The 22741-nt window shown below is 70.9% G+C and carries 19 protein-coding genes; 12 read left to right on the plus strand and 7 right to left on the minus strand.

Annotated elements, in window-relative coordinates; translation table 11 throughout:
* The 5 genes from WG209_RS09585 to WG209_RS09605 form a co-directional block, all read right to left on the minus strand.
* Positions 1 to 567 (minus strand): transposase (locus tag WG209_RS09585; protein WP_337174807.1); only part of this gene is annotated, 567 nt, incomplete at its 3' end.
* Entirely contained in the window at positions 564 to 989 is a 426-nt protein-coding gene (locus WG209_RS09590) for a transposase (protein ID WP_337174808.1), read from the minus strand. The genes WG209_RS09585 and WG209_RS09590, both read right to left, overlap by 4 nt.
* A gap of 395 nt (positions 990 to 1384) precedes the next feature.
* Positions 1385 to 2941, minus strand: a complete 1557-nt coding sequence (locus WG209_RS09595; RefSeq protein WP_337174809.1) for a cytochrome B6 — start codon at positions 2939 to 2941, stop codon at positions 1385 to 1387.
* A 173-nt stretch (positions 2942 to 3114) separates the two neighbouring features.
* Positions 3115 to 3798 (minus strand): hypothetical protein, encoded by a 684-nt coding sequence (locus WG209_RS09600; protein WP_337174810.1) that lies wholly within the window; start codon positions 3796 to 3798, stop codon positions 3115 to 3117.
* Positions 3799 to 3964: 166 nt separating this feature from the next.
* Positions 3965 to 4567 carry an FHA domain-containing protein gene (locus tag WG209_RS09605; RefSeq protein WP_337174811.1) on the minus strand — a complete coding sequence of 201 codons (603 nt, stop codon included), beginning with the start codon at positions 4565 to 4567 and terminating at the stop codon, positions 3965 to 3967.
* Positions 4568 to 4797: 230 nt separating this feature from the next.
* Here WG209_RS09605 and WG209_RS09610 point away from each other — a divergent pair, with 230 nt between their 5' ends.
* The 6 genes from WG209_RS09610 to WG209_RS09635 all read left to right on the plus strand — a co-directional run bounded on the left by WG209_RS09610 (position 4798) and on the right by WG209_RS09635 (position 13424).
* Entirely contained in the window at positions 4798 to 5826 is a 1029-nt protein-coding gene (locus tag WG209_RS09610; protein ID WP_337174812.1) for a MoxR family ATPase, read from the plus strand.
* Positions 5827 to 5953: 127 nt separating this feature from the next.
* On the plus strand, positions 5954 to 6850 hold the full coding sequence (locus tag WG209_RS09615) for a DUF58 domain-containing protein (RefSeq protein WP_337174813.1): 897 nt from the start codon (positions 5954 to 5956) through the stop codon (positions 6848 to 6850).
* A gap of 3 nt (positions 6851 to 6853) precedes the next feature.
* The gene (locus WG209_RS09620; protein WP_337174814.1) at positions 6854 to 9082 is read left to right on the plus strand and encodes a VWA domain-containing protein; all 2229 of its coding nucleotides are present in this window, start codon (positions 6854 to 6856) and stop codon (positions 9080 to 9082) included.
* 88 nt (positions 9083 to 9170) lie between these two features.
* Positions 9171 to 11426, plus strand: coding sequence for a glutamine amidotransferase (locus WG209_RS09625; RefSeq protein ID WP_337174815.1), 2256 nt, complete (start codon positions 9171 to 9173; stop codon positions 11424 to 11426).
* Between the two features lie 147 nt (positions 11427 to 11573).
* Complete coding sequence (locus tag WG209_RS09630) at positions 11574 to 12563, plus strand: AAA family ATPase (RefSeq protein ID WP_337174816.1); 990 nt, start codon at positions 11574 to 11576, stop codon at positions 12561 to 12563.
* 6 nt (positions 12564 to 12569) lie between these two features.
* Complete coding sequence (locus WG209_RS09635) at positions 12570 to 13424, plus strand: hypothetical protein (RefSeq protein ID WP_337174817.1); 855 nt, start codon at positions 12570 to 12572, stop codon at positions 13422 to 13424.
* A 51-nt stretch (positions 13425 to 13475) separates the two neighbouring features.
* Here WG209_RS09635 and WG209_RS09640 read toward each other — a convergent pair whose 3' ends face one another.
* Positions 13476 to 15011 (minus strand): hypothetical protein, encoded by a 1536-nt coding sequence (locus WG209_RS09640; RefSeq protein WP_337174818.1) that lies wholly within the window; start codon positions 15009 to 15011, stop codon positions 13476 to 13478.
* Between the two features lie 181 nt (positions 15012 to 15192).
* Between WG209_RS09640 and WG209_RS09645 the strand changes: the two genes are divergently transcribed.
* From WG209_RS09645 to WG209_RS09655, 3 genes are all read left to right on the plus strand, one after another.
* Positions 15193 to 15474, plus strand: a complete 282-nt coding sequence (locus WG209_RS09645; RefSeq protein WP_337174819.1) for a hypothetical protein — start codon at positions 15193 to 15195, stop codon at positions 15472 to 15474.
* Between the two features lie 171 nt (positions 15475 to 15645).
* Entirely contained in the window at positions 15646 to 16728 is a 1083-nt protein-coding gene (locus tag WG209_RS09650; protein WP_337174820.1) for a TPM domain-containing protein, read from the plus strand.
* Between the two features lie 84 nt (positions 16729 to 16812).
* The gene (locus WG209_RS09655; RefSeq protein ID WP_337174821.1) at positions 16813 to 17385 is read left to right on the plus strand and encodes an NUDIX hydrolase; all 573 of its coding nucleotides are present in this window, start codon (positions 16813 to 16815) and stop codon (positions 17383 to 17385) included.
* A gap of 33 nt (positions 17386 to 17418) precedes the next feature.
* Here the strand turns inward: WG209_RS09655 and WG209_RS09660 are convergent, their stop codons facing one another.
* A complete protein-coding gene (locus tag WG209_RS09660) occupies positions 17419 to 18627 on the minus strand; it encodes a trypsin-like peptidase domain-containing protein (RefSeq protein ID WP_337174822.1) in 1209 nt (402 codons plus the stop codon).
* Between the two features lie 214 nt (positions 18628 to 18841).
* Between WG209_RS09660 and WG209_RS09665 the strand changes: the two genes are divergently transcribed.
* From WG209_RS09665 to WG209_RS09675, 3 genes are all read left to right on the plus strand, one after another.
* On the plus strand, positions 18842 to 19297 hold the full coding sequence (locus WG209_RS09665; RefSeq protein ID WP_337174823.1) for a hypothetical protein: 456 nt from the start codon (positions 18842 to 18844) through the stop codon (positions 19295 to 19297).
* Positions 19298 to 19842: 545 nt separating this feature from the next.
* Positions 19843 to 20823: a DUF1559 domain-containing protein gene (locus WG209_RS09670; RefSeq protein WP_337174824.1), complete on the plus strand. Its 981-nt coding sequence runs from the start codon at positions 19843 to 19845 to the stop codon at positions 20821 to 20823.
* A 356-nt stretch (positions 20824 to 21179) separates the two neighbouring features.
* Positions 21180 to 22532, plus strand: coding sequence for a carboxymuconolactone decarboxylase family protein (locus WG209_RS09675; protein ID WP_337174825.1), 1353 nt, complete (start codon positions 21180 to 21182; stop codon positions 22530 to 22532).
* Positions 22533 to 22741 lie beyond the last annotated feature (209 nt).

A 22741-nucleotide genomic window follows, 5' to 3' on the forward strand; every position in this document is an offset into this window, starting at 1 on the left:
GCCCGGAGAGGCGCGGGCGGCGTCCCGTTCGCGCCTCTCCGCATCGCCGACGAGCAGCAGGACGTCGTGGACGACGCACCGCAGCAGCAGCTCCCCGACCTGGTTCGTCCACTTCGTCGCGCGCAGGGCCGAGCCCATCAGCCGCTTGTCGCGCGAGAAGCCGCTCTCCACCTGCCAGCGTTGGTTGTAGATCCGCCGCGGCTTGCGGCGGCGGCCGTCGCGGCCCGGCCCCGGCCGGCGGAACCACCGCTTCATCTCGCGGCGGTAGCGCGCCTTCGGCCACTTGCGGCCGGCGTTGCGGCGGTTGATCGGGATCCGCGTGGTGCGGGCCCCGGCCCGCTCGCGGGCGTAGGCGTGGTTCGCCTCGCTGTCGTAGCCGGCGTCGCCGAGCACCGCCCCCAGCGGGGCGTTCCGCGCCGCCTCGCGGACCGCCGGCTTCCAGCCCGGCGCGTCCTGGGCCGGCCCGCGCGTCGCCCGCGCCGCCAGGAACAGGTGCGTCCGGGCGTCGATCGCCACGGTGAGCTTCGGCCACCGCCGCTGGGTCGAGCGGCGGCCCGCCACCCTCACGTAGTAGGCGCTGACGCGGCGGGCCTCGTAGCCGGTCGAGTCGACCGCGACGAGGGCGCGTCCCGTCGCCAGGCCGCGATCGCGCGCGAGGCGCGCGGCGGCCGCCAGGAGGTCACGCCCCCCTTTTTGGTCAGCAGCCTTCCGGCCGCCTTCTGGAACGTCGAGTGGTCCGGGACGCGGGCCAGGCCGAGGGCCTCGCGGAGCTGGGGCCATTCGCGGAGCATCTGCTCCAGCCCGCGATAGTCCAGGCCGAGGAACTCGCGCACGGCCAGGGCGCCGAAGAGCGAGTGCTGCGTGTAGATCTTCGGCGAGTGTTCGTTCGACCGGGCCGGCATGGCCTCGCGGGCGATCCCGACGGCCTCCCGCGCCAGCCGCAGCACCGACTTGGTCATGGGCCGGGTCGTCTGGCTCTTGGTCTTCATGCCCCTTCTACGAACACCGGCCCGGGATTGTTTTCGACAGAGCACCCTCGTGGGAGAAGGGGCCCCGGGGGGGACGGATGAGGGGGGCGCGACCGGATGCCGCCGGCTTGAAATCCCTCGCCGACCGGGGGACGCGGCACCATTCGCCCCCTCATCCGGCCGTCGGCCACCTTCTCCCACGAGGGGAGAAGGGGGGATGGGCTTCTCCATTCGCGGTGTTTCGGAGCACCCTGATGGGAGAAGCTATCCCGGCAGGGCGGACGAGAGGCGCGCGACCGAAGGCCGGCGGGTCGCCCCCATCCGGCCTTCGGCCGCCTCCTCCCACGAGTGGAGAAGTGAAGTTTGTGGTCGGCGTCCGGATCACCCGAACGTCCTGCTCGTCGAGGCGGGGCCGATCAGAGGGTCCGCATGAAGGCGACGAGGTCGGCCTTCTCCTGGGCGGTGAGCTTCAGCTCCTGGACGAGGTTGAAGAACTCGACGGTGTCTTCCAGGGTGAGGCAGCGGCCGTCGTGGAGGTACGGCGGGGTGTCCTTGATGCCGCGGAGGGTGAAGGTCTTGATCGGGCCGTCGCCCGGCTCGTCCTTCATGAACCGCTCCAGCCGCAGGTCGTGCATCTTGTCGTCCAGGTAGAACGGCGCGGGGTGGCACTGGGCGCACTGGGCCTTGCCGTTGAACAGGGCCTCGCCGCGGAGTTCGGACTCGGTCGCCTTGGCCGGGTCGAGCGTGCCGAGGATCGTCAGCTTGGGCGCCGGCGGGAAGTCCAGCATGTTCTGGAACTGGGCCATGTGCGGGACGATCGTGCGCGGGAGTTCGAAGAACCCCTTCTTCATCGCCCGGATCGGGTCGCCGTTGAAGTAGGCGGTGCGCTGCTCGAACTCGGTGAAGTCCTCGATCGACCGCAGGCTGCGCTTGGAGCCGTGGATCTGCTGGTTGAACACGCCGCGGAGGCTGGGGGTGTCCAGGCGGAACCGGCGCTCCTGGGGCCGGATGTCCGGGCTGAGGTGGAACTGGCCCGTGGTGTGGCCGTTGACGTGGCAGTCGAAGCAGGCGACGCCGAGCTGCGGGTGGACCGTCTTGCGGTCGTCCGTCAGGTTGAATTCCTCCTGGGGCAGGGGAGTCAGCAGCATCCGGAGGCCGTCGAGCTGGACGGGGGTGATGATGTCCTTGAACAGCTCGTGGAAGTTGTGCAGCGAGACCACCTGGCCGCGGGAGACGTCGCCCAGCTCCGGCCGGTTGGAGAGGAAGATGGCCGGCGGGAACTCGGGGAGGAACTCGTTGGGGATGTCGAACTCGACGTCGAACCGCTCCAGCCGCGGGAACATGGCGAGCTGGACCGGCGGGAAGACCTGGCCGCCGTTGGCGTGCAGCGGGTGGATCAGGGAAGCGTAGGGGAAGAGGCCGCGCTCCTTGATCTCATCCGGGGAGAGCTTGCCGAGGGCCTCGAAGTCCATGCCTTCCGGGAGCCTGGCGGTGGGCCCGACGGGCAGGGGCTTGCCGCGCGACATGGTGGCTTCCGGGTCGAGCTTGGGCTGGAGCTTGAAGCGGCCTTCCAGGTACTTGCGCTGGGCGGCCATGACCTCCGGGCGGGCGGCGGATTCCTTCTCCTTGATCTCGGCGAAGGTGGTGAACGGCTTGGGGGCGTTCAGGGGGTCGCGCGCGAAGTCGAAGCCCAGGATGCGGCCCTCGTTGGGCTGGGGCTTGACGTCGGGGTTGAAGTACGCCGGCTTGGTGCGATCGAAGGCCGGCGAGCGGTCGTGGTCGGTGATCTTCTGCTCGGGCCGCTCGATCGGGACCTCGCGGGGCGAGACGGCCTCGGCGGCGGGGTCGGGGAGGGGCTGCCGCTCTGGGGGCGTCTGCTGGGCGACGGCGAGGGTCGCGACGAACAGGGCGGCGGTCAGGGCCGGCAGGGACGCGCGCGCGGGGCGTCGGGCCGATGGGGGTCGGTGTGGCATGGCTCCCTCTCGACGGGCCGATGGCAAGGATTCGCGGCGGGGCCCACGGCGGCCCCGCGACGGAGAGAGAGGCAAGCCATGCGCCGGGGGGGGTCGCGAGGTTCGAAAAAAGGACGGGCGCGGGCGGCCCGCGAGGGGTCGCCGCGCCCGCTCGGGATCTCGTGGCTGTTGGATCAGCGGCCGGGGCCGCGACCGCCGCCGGGGCCGCGACCTTCGAACCGCAGCTCGAACGGGGCACCAATGATCTTCTTGTACTCGGCCTTCTGCTCGTCGGTGAGCTTGGCCTCGACCTGGGCGACGGCCTTCTCGCGGATCTCGCGGAAGCGCTCCATGGCGGCCTGGCGGTCGCCGTCGCGGGGGGCGTCGCGCATGGCGTCCCTGGAGTCGGCGATGGCCTGCTCGACGGCCGACTTCTGCTCGTCGGTCAGCTTGAGGGCCTTCGCCAGGTGCTCGTCCTGGAACGCGGCGGCGCCGAGGGTCTGGTAGCGGATGCCGTGCAGGCGGGTGACCTGCTCGGGCTTCAGGACGTCGGCCAGCGACTTCATGGTCTCGGCGTCGACCTCGCGGGTCAGCTCGCGCATCCTGGCGAAGCGCTCCTGCCCTTCGACGTTCTGGGCGGACTCGCGGGCGGACTCGAACTTCTCGCGGGCCTTGCGGGCGGCCTCGTCGACCTTCTCCTTCTGCGGGGCGTCGAGCTTCAGCTCGTCCTGGACGCCCCGGTTGGAGAGCAGCATGGAGACGCTCCCGCCGGCGCCCATCATGCCGCCGCCGGGGCCGCGGCGCTCCTGGGCCGAGGCCGGGGCGATCATCAGAGCGGCCAGGCCCATCGTCATCAGGGACTTGCTCAGGATGCTCATCTCAAATCTCCATTCTGTCGTGGCGTCGCAAGGATCCCGGCCGGCGGCCCCGCGATCGAGGCCGCGCCGGCCGGGCGTCACTAGAGATAAGGCGACGTTCCTCCCCCGGCCGACCCATCCTTCCCCGCCGGGGCGAGGGATTCCGGGCCCCGGGCGTCCGGGGGCCTCACTCCTCGGGCTTCTCGACGACCTCTTCCTCGATCAGCTTGAGGAAGTCGTCCTCGTCGTCCTTCCTGGGGCGAGGGGGGGCCTTGGGCTTGAAGTGCTTCGGGACGGTGTCGTCGAATTCGGCCTCGTCGACCGAGAGCCGCTCGATGGCCGCCGGGGCGGTCTTGGGGCGGCTGGGGGGGACGGCCTTGTCGTCCGTGTCGAGCCCGGCCAGCTCCATCAGCGAGTGCCGCCGGCGGTCCTCCTGGACCTCCTGGTCCAGCGCCTGGTGGCTGGCGAGGAGGGTCTCCGGGCCGCTGGGGACGTAGTCGATGGTGTAGAGGTGGCCGGCGAAGCCCAGCTCGTCCTCGGGCATGATCGAGTGGGGGCTGCTGAGGCGCGCCCCGTTGAGGGTCGTGCCGTTGGTGCTCCCCATGTCGCGGACGTGCCACAGGCCGTTGACGAGCGACAGGACGGCGTGCTTGCCCGAGACGTTCTCGAACTCCAGCCGCACGTCGCAGACCGGCCGCCGGCCCACCGTCAGCTCCGTCTTGAGCAGGGGGATCGGGTCGCCGCCGCCGACGGGGAGCAGCGTCCCGTGGATCTCGCGCGAGGGTGCCATGTCGCCTCCATCTCGCCCGGAGGGCGGTTCGAATCCAGGCCGAAGCCGCCCGGATCATAACCCGGCGCACGGAGGCTCCACAAGCGGCGCGGCGGAATCGCGGCGGCGGCCGGCTCGCTTGAATCGGGGCCGCGCCGGGGCCTACAATGACGACCTATCACCGGACGCCGCGGGCGGGCGGACGGGCCGAGCGGAGCCGCCCGATCACCCCCCTGGGGACGGACCACCGGATGTCTACCGCGAGCGACCGGATCACGCAGCTCCTCGACGACTTTCGGCACTCTCGGGACGTGATGACCGCCGAGCTGAGCAAGGTCATCATCGGCCAGCACGACGTCGTCGAGCTGATCCTGGCCGCCATCTTCACCCGGGGCCACGTCCTGCTGGTGGGCGTGCCGGGGCTGGCCAAGACCCTGATGGTCAGCTCCATCGCCAGGATCCTCGACGTCGGCTTCAAGCGAATCCAGTTCACCCCAGACCTGATGCCCAGCGACATCACCGGGACCAACGTGCTGGAGGAGCCGGAGTCCGGCCGCCGCGAGTTCCGCTTCGTCGCCGGGCCGCTGTTCTCCAACATCATCCTCGCCGACGAGATCAACCGGACCCCGCCGAAGACCCAGGCGGCGCTCCTGCAGGCGATGCAGGAGCGCGAGGTGACGGTCGGCCAGGAGACGATGAAGCTCCCCGACCCGTTCTTCGTCATTGCCACCCAGAACCCGATCGAGCAGGAGGGGACCTACCCGCTGCCGGAGGCCCAGCTCGACCGCTTCATGTTCGACGTCCGCGTCGGCTACCCGTCGCTCGACGAGGAGAAGAAGATCCTCTCCGGGACGACCAAGGGGGAGAACCCGGAGCTGAAGAAGATCCTCTCCGGCAAGGCGATCGTGAACCTGCAGCGGCTGGTGACGTCGGTGCCGGCGTCGGAGTACACGGTCGACTACGTCGCGCGGCTGGTCCGCGCCACCCGCCCGGCCGACGAGCGCGCGCCGCAGTTCATCAAGGAGCTGGTCGACTACGGCGCCGGCCCCCGCGCCGGGCAGAACCTGATCCTGGCCGGCAAGGCGATGGCGGCGATGGACGGCCGCTACAGCGTCTCGCTGGACGACGTCCGCAAGGTCGCCATCCCGGTCCTCCGCCACCGCATCAGCGTGAACTTCCAGGCCCAGGCCGAGGGCCAGACCGCCGAGTCGATCATCCAGCGCCTCGTGGCCGAGGTGCGCGAGCCCGAGACCCCCAAGTACGAGCGAAAAGGGGCGTAATCCCGCCCCCGGGGCGAGCCTTCCGGAGGCCGTCGGCGTAGGATGAAGGGGCGGGCGCGCCGCGGGCCGGGCCGCCCGCGGCCCCTTCACGTCCCCGCGCGCCTCGTCAACACGTCGCGGAGCGCCGATGAGTACCGCCGAGAAGTTCCTGAAGCCCGAGGTGATCCGCCAGGTCGCGCGGCTGGACCTGCGCGCCAAGTTCATCGTGGAGGGGTTCATCGCGGGGCTGCACGCCAGCCCGTTCCAGGGGTTCTCGGTCGAGTTCTCCGAGCACCGCAAGTACGCCCCCGGCGACAACATCTCCGACATCGACTGGAACGTCTTCGCCAAGACCGACCGCTTCTACACCAAGAAGTTCCAGGCCGAGACCAACCTCACCGGCTACCTCGTGATGGACCTCTCCGCGTCGATGGGCTACACCCACCGCCAGGAGCTGACCAAGTTCGAGTACGGGATCAGCCTCGCCGCGGCGCTCGGCTACCTGATGATCCACCAGCAGGATCCCGTCGGCCTGATCGCGTTCGACTCGAAGGTCAAACGCAGCCTCGCGCCGAAGAGCCGGCGGTCGCAGCTGGCGAACATCCTGTCGGTGCTGTCGCAGCTCAAGCCGGAGGGGGTGGCCGACTTCCAGGCCAGCCTGACGCAGGTCTCCGGGATGCTCCGGCATCGCAGCCTCATCATGATCTTCAGCGATCTGCTGGCCGACCCGGAGCCGATCCGCAGGGGGCTGCACCGGCTGCGGCACTCCGGCCACGACGTCATCCTGTTCCACATCCTCGACGAGGCCGAGGCCGCCTTCCCCTTCGAGGGCATGGTCCGGCTGGAGGACAACGAGACGGGCGAATTGATCGAGGTCGACGCCGACGCCATCAAGGCCGACTACCTGGAGGAGGTCGAGTCGTTCCGCGCGGGGTACAAGGCCGACTGCGTCCGCGCCCGGATCGACTACGTCCCGCTGCACACCGGGATGCCGTTCGACAAGGCCCTGACTTCGTATCTGCTGTCCCGCCAGGCGCGAGGTTGACGCATGGAATTCTCGCTGATGCACGCGGGGCTGGCCGCGGGCGCCGCGCTGGCGGCGATCCCGGTGATCCTCCACCTGTTCATGAGGCCGACGCCCAAGCACGTCGTCTTCCCCGCCCTGCGGCTGCTCCGCGAGCGCCAGAAGCGGTCGCGGAAGAAGATGCGGATCAAGAACTGGCTGCTGCTGGCCGCCCGCATGCTCCTGCTGGCCCTCATGGCGCTGGCGCTGGCGCGGCCGCGGATCCACTCCGAGACGCCGCTGGGCGACGACTCGGTCCCCACGGCGCTCGGCCTGGTCTTCGACACCAGCCTGTCGATGGGCTACCGGCAGAACGACGAGACGTTGCTCGACCAGGCCAAGGAGAAGGCGCTGGAGCTGGTCGACCGGATCCCGGACTCGAGCCTGGTGTTCGTCGCCGACTCGGCCTCGCCGGCCTCGCGGACGGGGCGCTCGCCGGCCTCGGCGCGGCAGTGGATCAAGGAGCTGACGGTCCGCGCCGTGAACCGCCCGCTGAACATCCCGATGGGGGAGGTCTACGAGGCCGTCGTGGAGTGCGACCGCCCCCGGCGGGAGGTCTACGTCCTCTCGGACCTGGCCAAGACGTCGTGGGATCTGGGCCGCCCCGCCGAGGGGCTCGACAGGGTCGCGAAGGCCGCGGAGACGCCCGGGGGGAAGGTGGCCACCGTGGTCCTGCGGCTGGGCCCGCCGGCCGAGGAGCGCGAGAACGTCTCGATCGAGGAGATGGAGATCCCCTCCGGGGTCGCCTCCACGGGGGAGCCCGTCGAGATCCGCGGCCTGGTGCGCTCGCACGGCGCCAAGCCGGCCTCGCGGATCGTCGAGTTCTACCTGGGCGGGGACAAGAGGGGCCAGGCGCCGATCGAGATCGCCCCCGGCGGCCAGCAGGAGGTCCAGTTCACCACCCCCTCCCGCCTCAAGGAGGGGGAGGTCCATCGCGCCGAGCTGCGCGTCACCGGTGCCCCGGACCCGCTCGCCTTCGACGACGTCCGCTACCTCAGCTTCCAGGCCCGGCCCCCCCGGAAGGTGCTGATCGTCTCCGACCTCGACGTCGACGCCGAGTTCGTCGCCCTGGCGCTCGACCCCGACCCGACCCCCGGCGCGGCCCGGTCGTTCCAGGTGACGATCGCCAGGGCCTCCGAGCTGGCGTCGAAGTATCGCGACACGCTGAAGGACCACGCCGCCGTCTTCCTGCTCGACGTCGCGGAGCCGGGGGACGCCGCCTGGAACCTGCTGAACGCCTACGTCCACGAAGGGGGCGGCCTGGTGGTCGGGGCGGGGGTCCGCTGCCGGCCCGAGGACTACAACGGCCCCATCCCCTCGCAGATCCTCCCCGCGCGGCTCGGCGCGCCGGCGGTCCCCGACCCGACCGCGGCGACCTTCGGCAAGGTGGCCGACGCCACGCACCCGCTGTTCGACCGCTACGCCGAGGGGATCGACGCCCAGCTCGCGACCATGCCCGTCCGCCGATACTGGAAGGTCGAGCCCTCCGAGGCCGCCCGCGCCCTGATGACCTTCGCCGACGGCGCGCCGGCGCTGCTGGAGCGGACGTTCCAGGGGCCCCGCACCGGCCGCGTGCTGATGTGGACGACCCCGCTGGCGCGACGGCCCAGGCCCTCCGACCCCGCCGCGTGGAACGAGCTGCCGAGCCTGAGCTACTGGGTCTTCCCCGTCGTGATGAACCTGACCGTCCCGTACCTGTCGGGCTCGACCGGCGAGCGGCTGGTCTACGACGCGGGCGAGGACGTCATCGTGCCGCTGGGCCCCGGCGCGGCGGCGACGGACGTGCGGATCATCGGCCCCGACGGCAAGACGGCCGAGGCCGCCACGCCGCCCCCCCCCGGCGAGCCGCTGCGGATCGCCTCGCCCCAGTTCCCCGGCCACTGGACCGTCGTCGCCAGCGGCCCCGGCGACGCCAAGCAGACCCTGGGGTTCAGCCTCAACCCCCCCGCCGACGAGAGCCGATTCGCCGCGCTGGAGGCCGCGGAGCTGGACGCCCTGTTCGGCAAGGAGGGCTACTTCCTGGCCGACGACGACCGGACGCTCCAGAAGGCGACGGAGCTGATCCGGGTCGGCCAGGAGCTGTTCCCCTGGCTGATGTTCCTGATCCTGATCCTGGTGACGGCCGAGAACTTCCTCGCCAACACCTTCTACAAGGAGCCGACCGGCGGCCCGACGACCGAGCCGGGGCCGTCCCCCGCGCAGGCCGCGGCGTGAGACGCTGGACGCCGCGCGGGCCCCGATGCGACAATCGTCGCGGGGTCGCCACCCTCCACCACGTCCCTTTCGACAGGTCATCCCCGTCGTGATCGACCCCGGATTCAGCATCAGCTTCAACCCGATCGCCCCGTGGCCGTTCCTGCTCGTCGCGTCGGCGGCGGTCGTCGGGCTCACGGTCGCCGCCTACGCGCGCAAGCTGCGCGGGCCGGGCGCGCGGTGGCGTTGGCTGGCGCTGGGGCTGCGGCTCTTCGCGCTGCTCCTCTGCCTGCTGGCGGCGCTGCGGCCCTCGGTGATCGTCCGGGAGAAGAAGCAGCAGGCGGCGACGGTCGTCCTGGCGATCGACTCCAGCGGCAGCATGAAGCTCCAGGACGAGGCCAACAGCCGGTCGCGGTGGGAGGCGGCGAAGGAGGCCCTGGCGGCCGGGGTCGAGGCGGCGAAGGCGCTCGGGGGGGACCTGGAGGTTCGCGAGTTCGCGTTCGACTCCGACCTGCGCGACCTCAAGGCCGGCGAGCCCCTCGCCGAGCCCGAGGGGCGGCAGACGCAGCTCGGCACCGTGATGATGGAGCTGGACAAGCGCCAGGCGCAGGGGGGCCGGCGGCTGGCCCGGCTGGTGCTGCTGTCGGACTTCGCCTCCAACAACGGGATCAACCCGCTGATCGCGGCGCGTCGGTATCGCGACCAGCAGACGCCGGTCTCCACGGTCGTCTTCGGCACGCAGGCGGCCGGCGCGGACTCGCGGGACGTGTCCGTGCGCGACGTCGTCGCCGGCCCCACCGTCTTCGTGAAGAACAAGCTGGAGGTGCGCGGGACGCTCAGCGCCCGGGGATACGCCGGCGAGACGCTGGACGTGGAGCTGTTCGTCGAGGACCAGCCGACCGCCGTGGCGAAGGTCCAGGTGAAGGTCCCCGACGGCCCCGCCGACTCCGTGCCGATCGCCGGGCTGAACTACATCCCGGAGACCCCCGGGGACAAGAAGCTCACGCTGAAGGTCGCCCCCCGCCCCGGCGAGCTGGTGACGACCAACAACGAGGTCGGCACGTTCGTCACCGTGCTGAGCGGCGGGCTGAACGTGCTGTTCCTCCAGGGGCCGAACTTCACCTGGGACTACCGCTTCCTGATGAACGCGATCGCGACCTCGCCCGACATCGAGGTCGTCTCGGGCCTGATCCGCGCCCCGGCCGTCGGCGACCAGGGGGGCGTGAGCGACGACGAGTTCAACCCCGGCCGATACGACGTCTACATCCTCAGCGACATGGCGGCCAACTTCCTGACCGAGAGGCAGCAGGCGATGCTGACCGACGCGGTGCGGAGGGGGACGGCGGGGCTCATCATGCTGGGCGGGGGTGGCAGCTTCGGCCCCGGCGGCTGGGGGCGGACCCCCGTGGCCGACATCCTCCCCGTCGAGGTCCATCCCGGCGACGGCCAGATCGAGCCGCCGGACGGCGCGCGGTTCGTCCCCAATCCGTCGGGGCTGAACAGCTACCTGCTGCAGGTCGGCTCGGACCCCGCCGCGAGCGCCGCGCTCTGGGAGTCGCTCCCCCCGCTGCAGGGGGCGAATCGGTTCACGCCCAAGCGGGGGGCGGAGATCCTGGGGACGGTCAACGGGAACGACGCCGACCCGATGATGGTGATCCAGGAGACGGGCAAGGGCCGGGCGATCGCCTACGGCGGCGACACCTGGGTCTGGGCCCGCACCCCGGAGGGGATCCCGATCCACCGGAAGTTCTGGCGTCAGGTGATCTTCTGGCTGGCCCACAAGGAGGACCAGGGGGCCGACCAGATCAAGCTGGCCATCGACCGCCGTCGCGCCTCGGTGGGCCAGCTCGTGGAGCTGACCGTCACCGGCCGCGACGCCAAGGGTGCCCCGCTGACCGACGTCGCCTACGAGACCACCGTCGAGCGCGAGGGGGCCGCCCCCGGCCCCGACGGCCAGGCCCCCGCCGCCGAGCCCGTCGACGTCTACTCGCGCGGCGACGAATGGCGCGGGACCTACGCCGCGAGGGGGGAGCCGGGCGACTACAAGGTCACGGTGATCGGCCGTCGCGGCGGCCAGGAGGTCGGCCGCGACTCCGTCCGGTTCCTCGTCTACCAGGACGACCGCGAGCTGGAGAACCCCTCGGCCGACCCCGAGCTGGCCCGCCAGATCGCCGAGATCACGGCCGGCGAGGCCGTCCCCTCGGAGCAGCTCGGCAAGCACCTCGGCGGCCTGGACCGTTCCGCCTTCACCGACTATTTCAGCCCCACCGAGCACCGCGTCTGGGACAACTGGCCCTTCTTCCTGCTGTTCACGGCCTGCCTGACGCTCGAATGGTGGCTCCGCAAGCGGAACGGGTGGGTCTGACGACCGACGGCGGGCCCGGTCACGCGAGGCTTCGGCCGAACGACCAGGCTTCCGGGAAAATCAGTCCCGCGCGGGGTCTTGCGTGGGCCTCGAATGGTAAACTATGGTGAATCAATCCCGCCTCCGACAGCAAGGGGAGGGTCAGACATGGGCGCGCCATCGATCGCCCTGACCTCGCTCAAGATTCGCGACTTCCGCGGCATCAACTCGCTAGACCTCGATCTCAAGGGCCCGGACGGCCTCCCCAATCGGCTGGTCGTCCTCGGCGGAGCTAACGGCGGCGGGAAGACGACCGTCCTGGAGGCCGCGTTCCTCGTGCTCGGCGGCCGCGGAGACCTCGTGACCGGGGCCGTCGGTCAGGATGCGGTCCGGCGAGGAGCGGAGGATTTCCTGATCGAAGCCGAGGCCAAGATCGCCGAGGGCTCCGGCCTACTCCCATTCGATCATCCATTGGCGATGAATTCGAGTTCGGGTTCACGCTCCCCCCTCCACCCCGACCTTTTCGAGTACTTCACTTCCTGGCGGGCCCCGTCGCTGGTCGGGTCGGTCGACCCGACGGTGGGGAAGCGCGGAAGGAAGCCGGCCGAAACGGATCATAACAGACTATTAAACGTCAAGCAGCGACTCGTGAACGCCGCTGCGATCGAACGGTTCGAGGCACAGCCCGCCTCGCCGTCCTACACCGAGATCAAGTCGGCCATCGATCAGGCGTGGCGGACCTTCCATCCTGGTCAAGGCCAGTCCTTCGACGTCGAGATCGCCAGGGGGAGCGAGGAGGACGGCGGCTCGTTCGACGTCTTCCTGAAGTCTCCCGGCGAGCCTTCTCCGCTCTCCGTGGACCTTTTAAGCTCTGGCCAACTGGAGCTCTTCCTGTTCCTCGGGTCGCTCGCCTTGGCCGGGAATCGCCCGGGAGTCATCTTCATCGACGAGCCCGAGCTTCACCTGGATCCTCAGTGGCATCGGGCCCTGGTCCGGACGCTGTTGTTCCTTAGGCCGACGGCCCAGTTCATGCTCGCGACCCACTCCCCGGAGGTTTTCGCCGAGGCCAAGTCCTACGAGCGCCATTTCCTGGTGCCCGCAGACGACCCCAGGGCCACGGCGTGGGCGAACGCGGTGCCGGCCCGAAACGGAGCCTGACCGCGCATGGCCAAAGTGGACTACTCGCCGGGGGTCCTCTACCGCGCCCCGCTCGTGCTCTGGGTCGAGGACGAACTCACTCGATCTTATCTGGCGACGCTCTGGGACGACGTACGGATTCAGTACCTCGTCGCGGGTGGGAACGAGGGGGTGAGGGTGATGGTCGACTCCGCGCGGTCCAATCAATACCTGAACGTCTTCGGCGTGGTGGATCGCGACGACGGGAAGTCCAACATCGAGAAGTGGTCCTCGCGGGGCGGCCCGCCGAAAGTCTGCCGCCTGCCCGTCCATGAGATCGAGAACTATCTCCTGGATGGGGAAGCCTTGCGCCATTCGCGATACAACAACCGTGATCCGAGATGCACCGGCGAGGACCTAGAAGGCTTCATGAGGAAGAAGGCCGAGGGTCTTCTCTGGTACACGACTTGTCGCCAGACGCTGAACGAACTCAAGATGCGGTTTCAGGCTGATTTCCCCGCGTTGCCCCCCCAGGACCTCGACGGTCGGGAAGCCGCCCTCCGATACATCTGCGATTCGCCATGGTTTCTGGGCCTGGACGCCAAGGTGAAGAAGTCGTCGCGCGAGGGAGTCGACCAAGCGTTGGAGCGGCTGGGGGAGCGAGCGGCCAATGCCCTGGCGGTCGACGACTGGCGGCGGGACTTTGCCGCGAAGGAAATCTTGGGGGATGTCGTTAGCCGATTCTGCCACCGGCCGGGGCTTCCCGGCCCGAGGGACTCGGCCTCGATCCATGCGAACATCGCGCAGGAGGTCGCCGAGCAACAGAGAATGGAGGGGCGGGTGCCGTCGGACCTTAAGACGCTGAAGGATGCGTTCGAGAATTGGTTGAACAGGACGAGGTGAGCCCGGCCCGCCCGGGATTTGGGCGGTACCGGGCTCGCCAGGCTTGGACGATCACTCGCCGGCGGCGTTCTTCTTCTCGAGAGCCTTCTGGAGCAGCGCCGGGTCGAGCTTGATCGACCGGGAGGGCCGGGCGGCCTTCTCCGGGGCGGGGGCGACGAGTTCGTCGGCCTCGTCCTCATCGTCGTCGACGGGGAGGGGAGGGGCGCCGCCGGCGGCCCTGGCCTCGGCCTCGGCGAGGGCCTGGGCGACCTCGGGGCTGAGCCTGGGGCCGCGCCCGGAGGGGGAGGAGGGGCCGGCGGTCGTCGTGGAAGTCGGCGCGACGGCGGGGTCGGCGGAGCGGGCGGGGGGCCGTCCGACGGAGACGCCCTTGGGCATCTTGCCGGAGACGGCGAACGGCACCGGGGCGTCCTCGCCGCTCCCGTCGTCGTCGATCCAGCCCTGGCCGGGCTGGTACTTCAGGTCGGGGGTCGTGAAATCGCGACGGGTCGGGGGCGGGATCCGCGTCGCCTCGCCCATGATCGGGTCGACGACCGCCGTGGACCGGGCGACGCGGGCGCGGTCGACGGCGAACCCGTCGCCATCCTCCTCCGCCGGGCGGGCCGGCGCGCCGGCCAGGGGGTGCGGGACGGGCTTCGAGCGGAGGCCGGCCACCCAGGCCGCGAGGATCTGGTACGCCCTGTCGTTCGACCCCTGGAAGATCGGCCGCGGGTTCTTGCCGGTGCCGTGGGGCCGGAGAGAGCTGGAGAGCAGCTCGCTCTTGGCCGGGTCCTCGGGGTCGACCAGCCGGAGCACGGCGTCGAGGTTGGCGCGGATGGCCTCCGGGGTGTGGTCGGACTTCCTGTTGAGCGGGACGAGCTGGAACTTGCCGTCGTGCCGCTCGTCGTGGCACCGGGCGCAGTGGAGCTGGAGGACCGGCTGGACGTACCGCTGGAACTCGGCGGCGCGCTTGACGGCCACGTTGGGGGGGAGGTCGAAGACGACCGGCAGGTCGCTGACCCCCATCCCCCGGCGCGCCTTCTGGACGATCGTCGGGTCGAGCGCCCCCGGGGCGGGCTCCATGACGTCGCCGCCGGCCTGGCGGACCTCCTCGTCGACCTGCTCGCGGCGGGCCAGGCGGGCGTCGGCCATGTCGAGCGAGCCCCGCATCGCGATCGCCTGCCGGTGCTTCGGGTCGAGCCCCAGGATCAGCCCCAGGTGCTCGCGGGCCTCATGCTGCATGCCGTTGGCGAGGCACCAGCGGGCGAGCTTCATCTGCTCATCGGGGTCGTCCTCGGGGACGAGCCCGCGCTTGTAGCTCAGGAGTTCCTCCATCGAGGCGCCGACCTTCTCGATCCGGCCGCCGCGGTACGTCATCGCCCCCAGCGGCGTGGTGACCACGATGGCGTCCTCGTCCTCCTTCTCGGTCACGATCCCCTTGAGGACCCGGTCGTCGCGGAGCAGGACGAACGACTCCGCCGGGGGGGCGGGCGCCGAAGCGGCGGCGGCGGGGGAGGAGTCGGCCGTTTCCGGCGGTCCCTGGCCCGCCCGGGCCGCGAATCCCGGCGCGGACAGGGCGACCACCACGAGGACGATTTTCGACTGGATCATGACCGCTTTAGCCCTATGAACGCAGCCCTCGGCCGGCCGGCCACGGGCGTCGCGTCGAGAAATCGAGGGGGGATATGGTGGCGGGAACCTAACCCTGCCCCTACAATTCGTCAAGGCCATCCGAGGCCCCGAGAATTCTTTATAAAGACTTAAGTTCCAAGGCGTTTCACCCGAGGCGATCGTGCCCCAGGACTCCCCGTCGTTGACCGAGCTGATCGGCCAGGTGGTCGTGGTGGACCTCATCTCCACCTACGTCTGCCTCGGCGTCCTGACGGGCGTCGACCCCCTGTTCCTGGAGCTGCGGGACGCCGACCTGCACGACTTCCGCCACGGCGCGGCGACCCGCGAGGTGTACGTCTACGAGTCGGCCACCCTGGGGATCCGCAAGAACCGTTCGCGCGTCCTGCTGCGGCTGGCGGACGTCGTCGCGATCTCGCGGCTCTCCGAGGTCGCCGCGGATTGATCCCGCCCGCCCGGCCCTCGCGGGCGATCCGGGCGAACCGATCGCCGGCACGGTCGTAGCAAGCAAGTCCGTCGAAGAAACCGCCCCGGGACGCGAATGACCTCCCTGGCGACTTAGCCAAGCTCAGACGACGCCCGGCCCGGAGGCCGGGCCGCAAAGGAAGAAAGGCCCATGTTGCGAACCCTCCGACGCCCCGCGGCAACCCTGCTCGCCGCCGCGATCGCCCTCGCCGCGTCCGTCTCCGACGCCGCCGAGGTCCGCGACCGCGCCGGGATGTTCTCCCCCGAGGCCGCCCGGAAGGCCGAGTCCGAACTCACCCGCGTCGAGAAGCGGGCCGGGACGCCGATCTTCATCGAGACGATCGACGCCATCCCCGGCCTGCCCGCCGACGCCGACTCGCGGGCCAAGCTCCGCGCCATCAACGAGTTGGCCCAGAAGCGGGGCCGCGAGGTCGACGCCCAGGGGGTCTACATCCTCCTGTCCGGCAAGGACAAGGTGCTCTCCAACGTCCTGGTCCGCGAGCGTCACGCCGCGGCGCTGCCCGAGGCGGCCCGTCGGAAGATCCGCGACGCCTTCATCGAGCCGTTCAAGGCCGGCGACTATGACGCCGGGCTGGCCTCCGCCGTCGCGGCGATCGACTCCGCGCTGCCGGGCGGCCCGGTCGCGGCCCGTCGCGGCGACGGACGCCGGATGGTCCCGGTCGCCCCGGCGCCCGGCGGGGCCGCCGCGGCGAACCAGCGGGCCGGCGGCGAGCAGCAGTTCGGCCTGGGGACGCTGCTGGTCATCGGCGGCGGCATCCTCGGCGTGCTGTTCATCGTCCGCCTCCTGAGCGGGTCGCTCGGCAACCGCGGCGGATACCCCCAGGGGATGGGCCGGGCCGGCATGGGCGGCCCCGGCATGGGCCCCGGCATGGGCGGCCCTGGGATGGGCCCCGGCATGGGCGGCCCCGGCATGATGGGCGGCCGCGGCGGCGGGTTCTTCTCCGGCATGCTCGGCGGCCTGGGCGGCGCCATGGCCGGCAACTGGCTCTACGACCAGTTCTCCGGCCGTCACTCCTCCCCGGGCCACCACGCCGACGCCGCCAGCCCCCCTCCCACCGACGCCGGCTATACCGGCGGCGACGGCTTCGTCGGCGGCGACGACGCGGGCCACGGCGCCTCCTGGGGCGACTCCGGCGGCGGCGATTGGGGCGACTCCGGCGGCGACTGGGGCGGCGGAGATTGGGGCGGCGGGGACGACGGCGGAAGCTGGTAATCCCGCCTCGCATCCCGTATCAACTTCACGAGGGACGCCCCGGCGTCCCTCGTCTCGTTTCGACCCCGGTCGGGAGCCTATCGCGTGAGCGCCGAGAACCTGGAAGACGCCTCGTGGTCCCGCGTCGACGGCGGCCAGCATGACCGGACGATGGAGGAGAACTGGCTGTTCACGCTCCGCCAGGAGCGGTTCCGGTCGCGCTACTCCGGGCTGACGCACGACTTCTACGTCGTCCACCTGGCCGACGCGGTCCACGCGATCGCGATCACCCCGGAGGACGAGGTCCTGTTCGTCCGCCAGTTCCGGGCGGGCTCGGGCCGCGACAGCCTGGAGATCCCGGGCGGCCTGGTCGACCCGAGGGAAGACCCGGTCGTCGCCGGGGCCCGCGAGCTGCTGGAGGAGACCGGCTACGCCGGCGACCCGCCCCGGCTCATCGGCTCGCTCTGGTCCAACCCCTCGCTGGTGACCTCACGGACCACGACCATCGTGATCCGCAACGCCCGGAAGGTGGCCGAGCCTAAGCTCGACCACACCGAGGAGCTGACCGTCGAGAGGGTGCCGGCTGGCGAGATCCTGAACCTGATCCGTGCGGGGAAGGTCGACCACGCGCTGGTGGTCGCCGGCCTCCTGTGGTGGCTGGCGGAGGAGGGGGGGTAAGTCGTCCCGACGCCCCCCCTCGCGGCCCCGCCCTCAGTTCGACCGGCCAAGCTGGACCGGGACGTCCATCGGCTTGCCCTCGCGGATGACGGTGATCCGGACGGTGTCGCCGGGCTGGTGCTTCTCGGCCTCGGTCAGCAGCTCGTCGACCGTCTTCACCCGCTTGTGCTCGACGGCGACGATCAGGTCGGCCGACTCGGGGTCGAGGGAGCGGCGGACGAAGCCGGGGCCCACGCGCTCGATCCTCACCTGGATCGGCCGGATCCCGGCGCGTTCGGCGGGTCCCCCCTCGGCCACGGCCAGCACCAGGAGCCCGTGCTCGGTGGTGTAGACGCGGGCGATGCCCAGGTCGGCGCGGATGACGCGGCCTTCGTCGATGAGCTGGCGGAGGATGCGGGCGATCGAGTTGATCGGCACCGCGAAGCTCACCCCGGCCGACTGGCCGACGCTGCTGATGATCGCCGTATTCATGCCGATCACCTGGCCCCGGGCGTTCAGCAGCGGCCCCCCGGAGTTGCCGGGGTTGATGGCGGCGTCGGTCTGGATGATCCCCTTGATCATCCGGCCGTTCTTGGCCTTGAGCGAGCGGTCCAGGCTGCTGACGATCCCCGTGGTCAGCGTCCGCTCCAGGCCGAACGGGTTGCCGATCGCCATGATCTTCTGGCCGACCAGCACCCGCGAGGAATCGCCGAGCGTCACCGGGTTGAGCTTGTCCGGCTCGGCGTCCACCTTCAGGACGGCCACGTCGTTGGAGGCGTCCACGCCGACCACCCGCGCCGCGTGGGCCGAGCCGTCGAACAGCGTGGCGCGGACCACGTCGGCCCCCTGGATGACGTGGAAGTTGGTCAGGACGTGTCCCTGCTTGTCGATCACGAAGCCGGAGCCGGTCCCGGTCGAGGTCTCCTCCAGGCCGAAGAAGCCCTGGATCTCCGACTCGGTGGTGATGTTCACCACGCTCTTGTTGACGGAGGCGTAGACCAGGACGTTGTTCCGCTCCTCGGGGTCCAGGTCGGCCATGGCGTCGGCCTCGGGGGCCTCGCCGGGGACGGTGGCGCCGTCGGGCTCGGCGGTCGCGCGGCCGGGGGCCGCCGGCTCGACCCGGGCCGGGGGGACCTGGGCGGCGATCTCGCCGCGGGGGTGGGGCCGCCAGCCCAGGAGCATCACCGCCAGGGCCAGCGTCAGCCCGGCGGTGGCCAGGTGCCCGGCGACCGTCGCCGCCGCCGTCGCCTTGCCGTTCTTCATCGTCCCCTCCGTCCTCGTTCCGCGCGCCACGATACCCGAGACCTCTCGAACGCAATTGTAGAAGGATGCGCCGATCCGGAAACCCGACAAGGCCGATCGGCCGCCCCCTTGCGGGCCCCCGGCGAGGCTGTTAGAGTCGCCGCCGTCACAGATCTTGATGCCGGAAAGGGGACGGGCCCGGTTCGGGTCGCGGCCCCGACATCGTCGAGCGGCCATGCTCAAGCCCCCGCCCATCACGTCGAGGACGTTCGCCGGCGCCCTGGTGGCGCTCCTGGCGTTCGCGGCGGCGTCGTCGGATGCGAGGGCCGTCTGCCACCTCCCCCCCGGGGCGACTCCCCCCGGCGAGGCGCGGCTCGATCACCTGGCCGACCTCGGCGCCCTGGCCGACTTCGACTCGCCGGCCCCGCCGCCTCCCTCGCCGTGCGAGGGCCCGGGCTGCTCCGGCGACCCCGCCCCCACGCCCGCCCCCGGCGTCACGACCGTCGAAGGCGCGGAGCGCTGGGGATGCCTGGCGGCGGGCCTGCTCGATCTCCCCTCGGCCTCCCCCCATCCCGTCCCCCCGCCGGCCTCGCTCCGCCCTTCCCACGGCGGCCCGGCCCCGTTCCACCCCCCGCGCCTGACCGGCCCCGAGTTGGCTTCGTTCGTCATCCGCATCCGCGAGCGTTTTTGACGCAAGCCTTTTCGATTTCGGGAATTGTTTCCGAAACCAGTTGGCTTCGTTCGTCGAAATCGATTGCGTCTTTCGGGGCTGGGCGGGGCCGGATCGGAACCATCGCGACTCGGCGCCATCCGTCCCCCCTCCCCCCGGGAGAGGGCGGCCGCGCCAGCGGCGGGTGAGGGTCGTCGCGTCGCGGAGGGACCGTCGGTCGCGCGAGTCGCGAACCGAGGCTATCTCTACTATCCGCCGACCCTCACCCGGCCCTCCGGGCCACCCTCTCCCGGTGGGAGAGGGGACGAATTCAAGCTAGACCCGACCCGCTGGCGTCGGTTCGCGCGGCGTCCCCTACGCCGGCGAGTCATCCCGCGCCGCCGCGCTCGTCGTCATCAAATTGAGAAAGAGCGTCGCGGTTTGGGACCGCGCCAACTTGTAGTGCTATACAGATCCGGGCTTGCGAGAAAAAAAACCGCGCGATTCGCGCTCGATCTCTCGCAAGTCCATGCCTCGAAACGAGATCCGCATCCCATGATTTCGCTATTTTCCGGCGGAGGTTCATCATGAAGCGGCGGGGTTTCACGCTGATCGAATTGCTCGTGGTCATCGCGATCATCGCGGTTCTCATCGCCTTGTTGCTGCCGGCGGTGCAGGCGGCGCGGGAGGCGGCTAGGCGGATCCAGTGCGTCAACAACCTGAAGCAGTTCGGGATCGCGATGCACAACTACCACGACGTGCAGGGGTGCTTCCCGCACAGTCGGGGGCTGAGCACCCCGGCGCCGAACTTCCCGCCGACGGCCACGTTCTCGGGGTTCGCCCGGCTTCTGGGGTACATGGAGCAGGCCCAGGTCTTCAACACGATCAACTTCCTGCTCCTGCCGAACGCGCCCGACAACACCACGGCGCGGGCGACGTACATCGCCATGTTCTCGTGCCCGTCCGACCCGCGAGCGGACGCGCCGGCGGGGGAGGCCCCGGTCGGCTACCGGTTCAGCGAGGGGAGCGGCATCCTGTTCACCTTCGGCCCCAGCGACACCGGCGGGGCGAACGCGGGGATGCCGCCCCCCAACGGCGTCTTCTTCAGCGTCAGCAACACGACCGTCGCCGCGATCGTCGACGGGACCAGCAACACGGCCGCGATGTCCGAGCGCGTGAAGGGGGACTTCAGCAACGCCGTCTCCACCCCCAGGAGCGACCTGTACCTCCCCCGCACCTTCCCGGCCACGCCCGACGCCGCGATCCTCGACTGCCGCGGCGTGGACGTGACGACCCTGACGACGCAGGGGGTGTCGTCGCAGGGGTCGCCCTGGCTGGACGGCAGCACGTCGTGCGTCTTCGGCCACGGCGACGCCCCCAACGGCCGGTCGTGCATGTTCCCCCCCGGCCGGATCCTCAACCTGGCCTCCAGTTACCACGCCGGCGGCGTCAACGTCCTGTTCTGCGACGGCACCGTCCGATTCGTCAAGGACTCCATCTCCCGCGACGTCTGGCGCGCCCTCGGCACCCGCGCCGGGGGGGAAGTGATCAGCTCGGACAGCTTCTGAGGCACCCGACGGCCCCCGCGAACCGACATGCCTGCGATTCCGAGCGAGCCATCATGACGGCCTTCCCCCCTGGAGGGGGAAGGTGGCCCGGAGGGCCGGATGAGGGGGGGACGAGAGGCACGAGCATCGGCACGCAAACGGGACCTTCCGGGGCCAACGGCCTGGCCCATGGTTTCGAAGTCCGAAGCTCGGCGGGCAAGCTCCCCCTCATCTGACCGCTTCGCGGTCTGTCTCCCCCCTCCTGGGGGGATGGCCGTCGGCGTGAATCGGTCGAATCCAATGCCGCGCGGGTCGAGCCAACGCCCGCCTTGACCCGGACCGTAACGACTTCAAGACATCCGGAGGACCGACGCATCATGAACCCGAACCGCATCATCCTGGGGCTCGGCCTGGCCGCCGCGGCCTTCCTCTCGTCCGCGCGAGCCGATGGAGATCCCGCCGTGAGCATCCCGACCGATCAGGAAGCCTGGAAGAAGCTCCCCGAGGTGGTATCCGGGGGGGGCGGCGTGTTGCCCGTCTGGGCGAAGGCCGTCGTCGAGCGGCTGCCGCGCACGGCCGCGGCGATGCTGGAGCTGGATTACGCCCAGCGCGCGAAGAGCCCGGTCGATCCCAAGCTCCGCGCGGCGATGCGCTGGGTGATCGCCCGGGACAACCGCTGCGACTACTCGGAGGCCTACGCCCTGGCCGACGCCCGCCGCGCCGGGATGGACGAGGAGACCATCGCGGCGGTGACGGGCGACCCCTCGGGCTGGCCGGCGGACTATCGCGACGCCCTGGAGTTCGCGCGACTGCACACCGTCGACGCCCCCTCCATCCCCGACGCCCTGTTCGCGAGGCTGGTCGAGAGATACGGCGAGAAGCCGGCCGCGGCGATGGTCCTCCTGGGCGCCTACGGCAACTTCCAGGATCGCGTGGTGCTGGGGCTGAGCCTGGCGATGGAGCCGACCGGCCCGCTGGAGCCGATCGCCGTGACCTTCGCGCCGGGGACGTTCCAGTCGCGGCCGGTCATGCCGCCGCAGCCCGAATTGAAGCCGCTGCGGGACGGCGGCGAGACGGTCGTCGAGCGCGACCCGGAGTGGTCGGAGCTGTCTTATGAGACGCTCCAGTCGCGGCTGGAGGGCCAGCGGGCGCGCGAGCCCCGGCTGCGGGTCCCGACGTGGGACGAGGTGAAGCCGGGCCTGCCGCCGGAGTTCGCCCAGCGGCCGACGCGGATCGTCTGGAACCTGGTCGGCATGGGCTACGTCCCCGAGCTGGCGGTCCCCTGGAGCCGCGCCACGCGGACGATGTGGGCCGAGACGGAGCCCGACCGGGTCTTCGAGGAGAGCCTGTTCTGGGTCCAGACCCGGGCGATCCGCTGCAACTACTGCATGGGCCACTGCGAGATGCTGCTGGAGGTCGCCGGGCTGGACAAGGACGCGATCGCCGACCGCACGCGGCGCCTCGCCGGCGACGACTGGTCGGCCTTCCCCCCCGAGGAGCAGCGCGCGTACGCCTACGCCCGCAAGCTGACCAAGACCCCCTGGGCCCTGACCCCGGCCGACTACAAGGGCCTGGAGGCGGACCTCGGCCCCGACGCCGCCATGGCCACGTTCTGGTGGCTCTGCCGCGGCCTCTACATGACCCGCGTCTCCGACGGCTTCGCCCTGCCGCTGGAGCGCGACAACGTCTTCATGGACTTCTACGGGCCGAACGGGCCGGGGAAGAAGTGAGGTGGCCACGCCCGGCGGATCCGCCCAGAATCCGCCGGGCCCGACCCCGCGTCGACGGCCCGACACCTTTCGGCGATCGCCCCGCGGGAGACATCGCCCGGCGGGGGCATCCCCCTTCTCCCCTCGTGGGAGAAGGTGCCCCGGAGGGGCGGATGAGGGGGACGTGGCCGGTTCATTTCGCGACGCCCCCCTCATCCGGCCTTCGGCCA

Source organism: Paludisphaera sp. (assembly GCF_037189885.1).
GTDB lineage: Bacteria > Planctomycetota > Planctomycetia > Isosphaerales > Isosphaeraceae > Paludisphaera.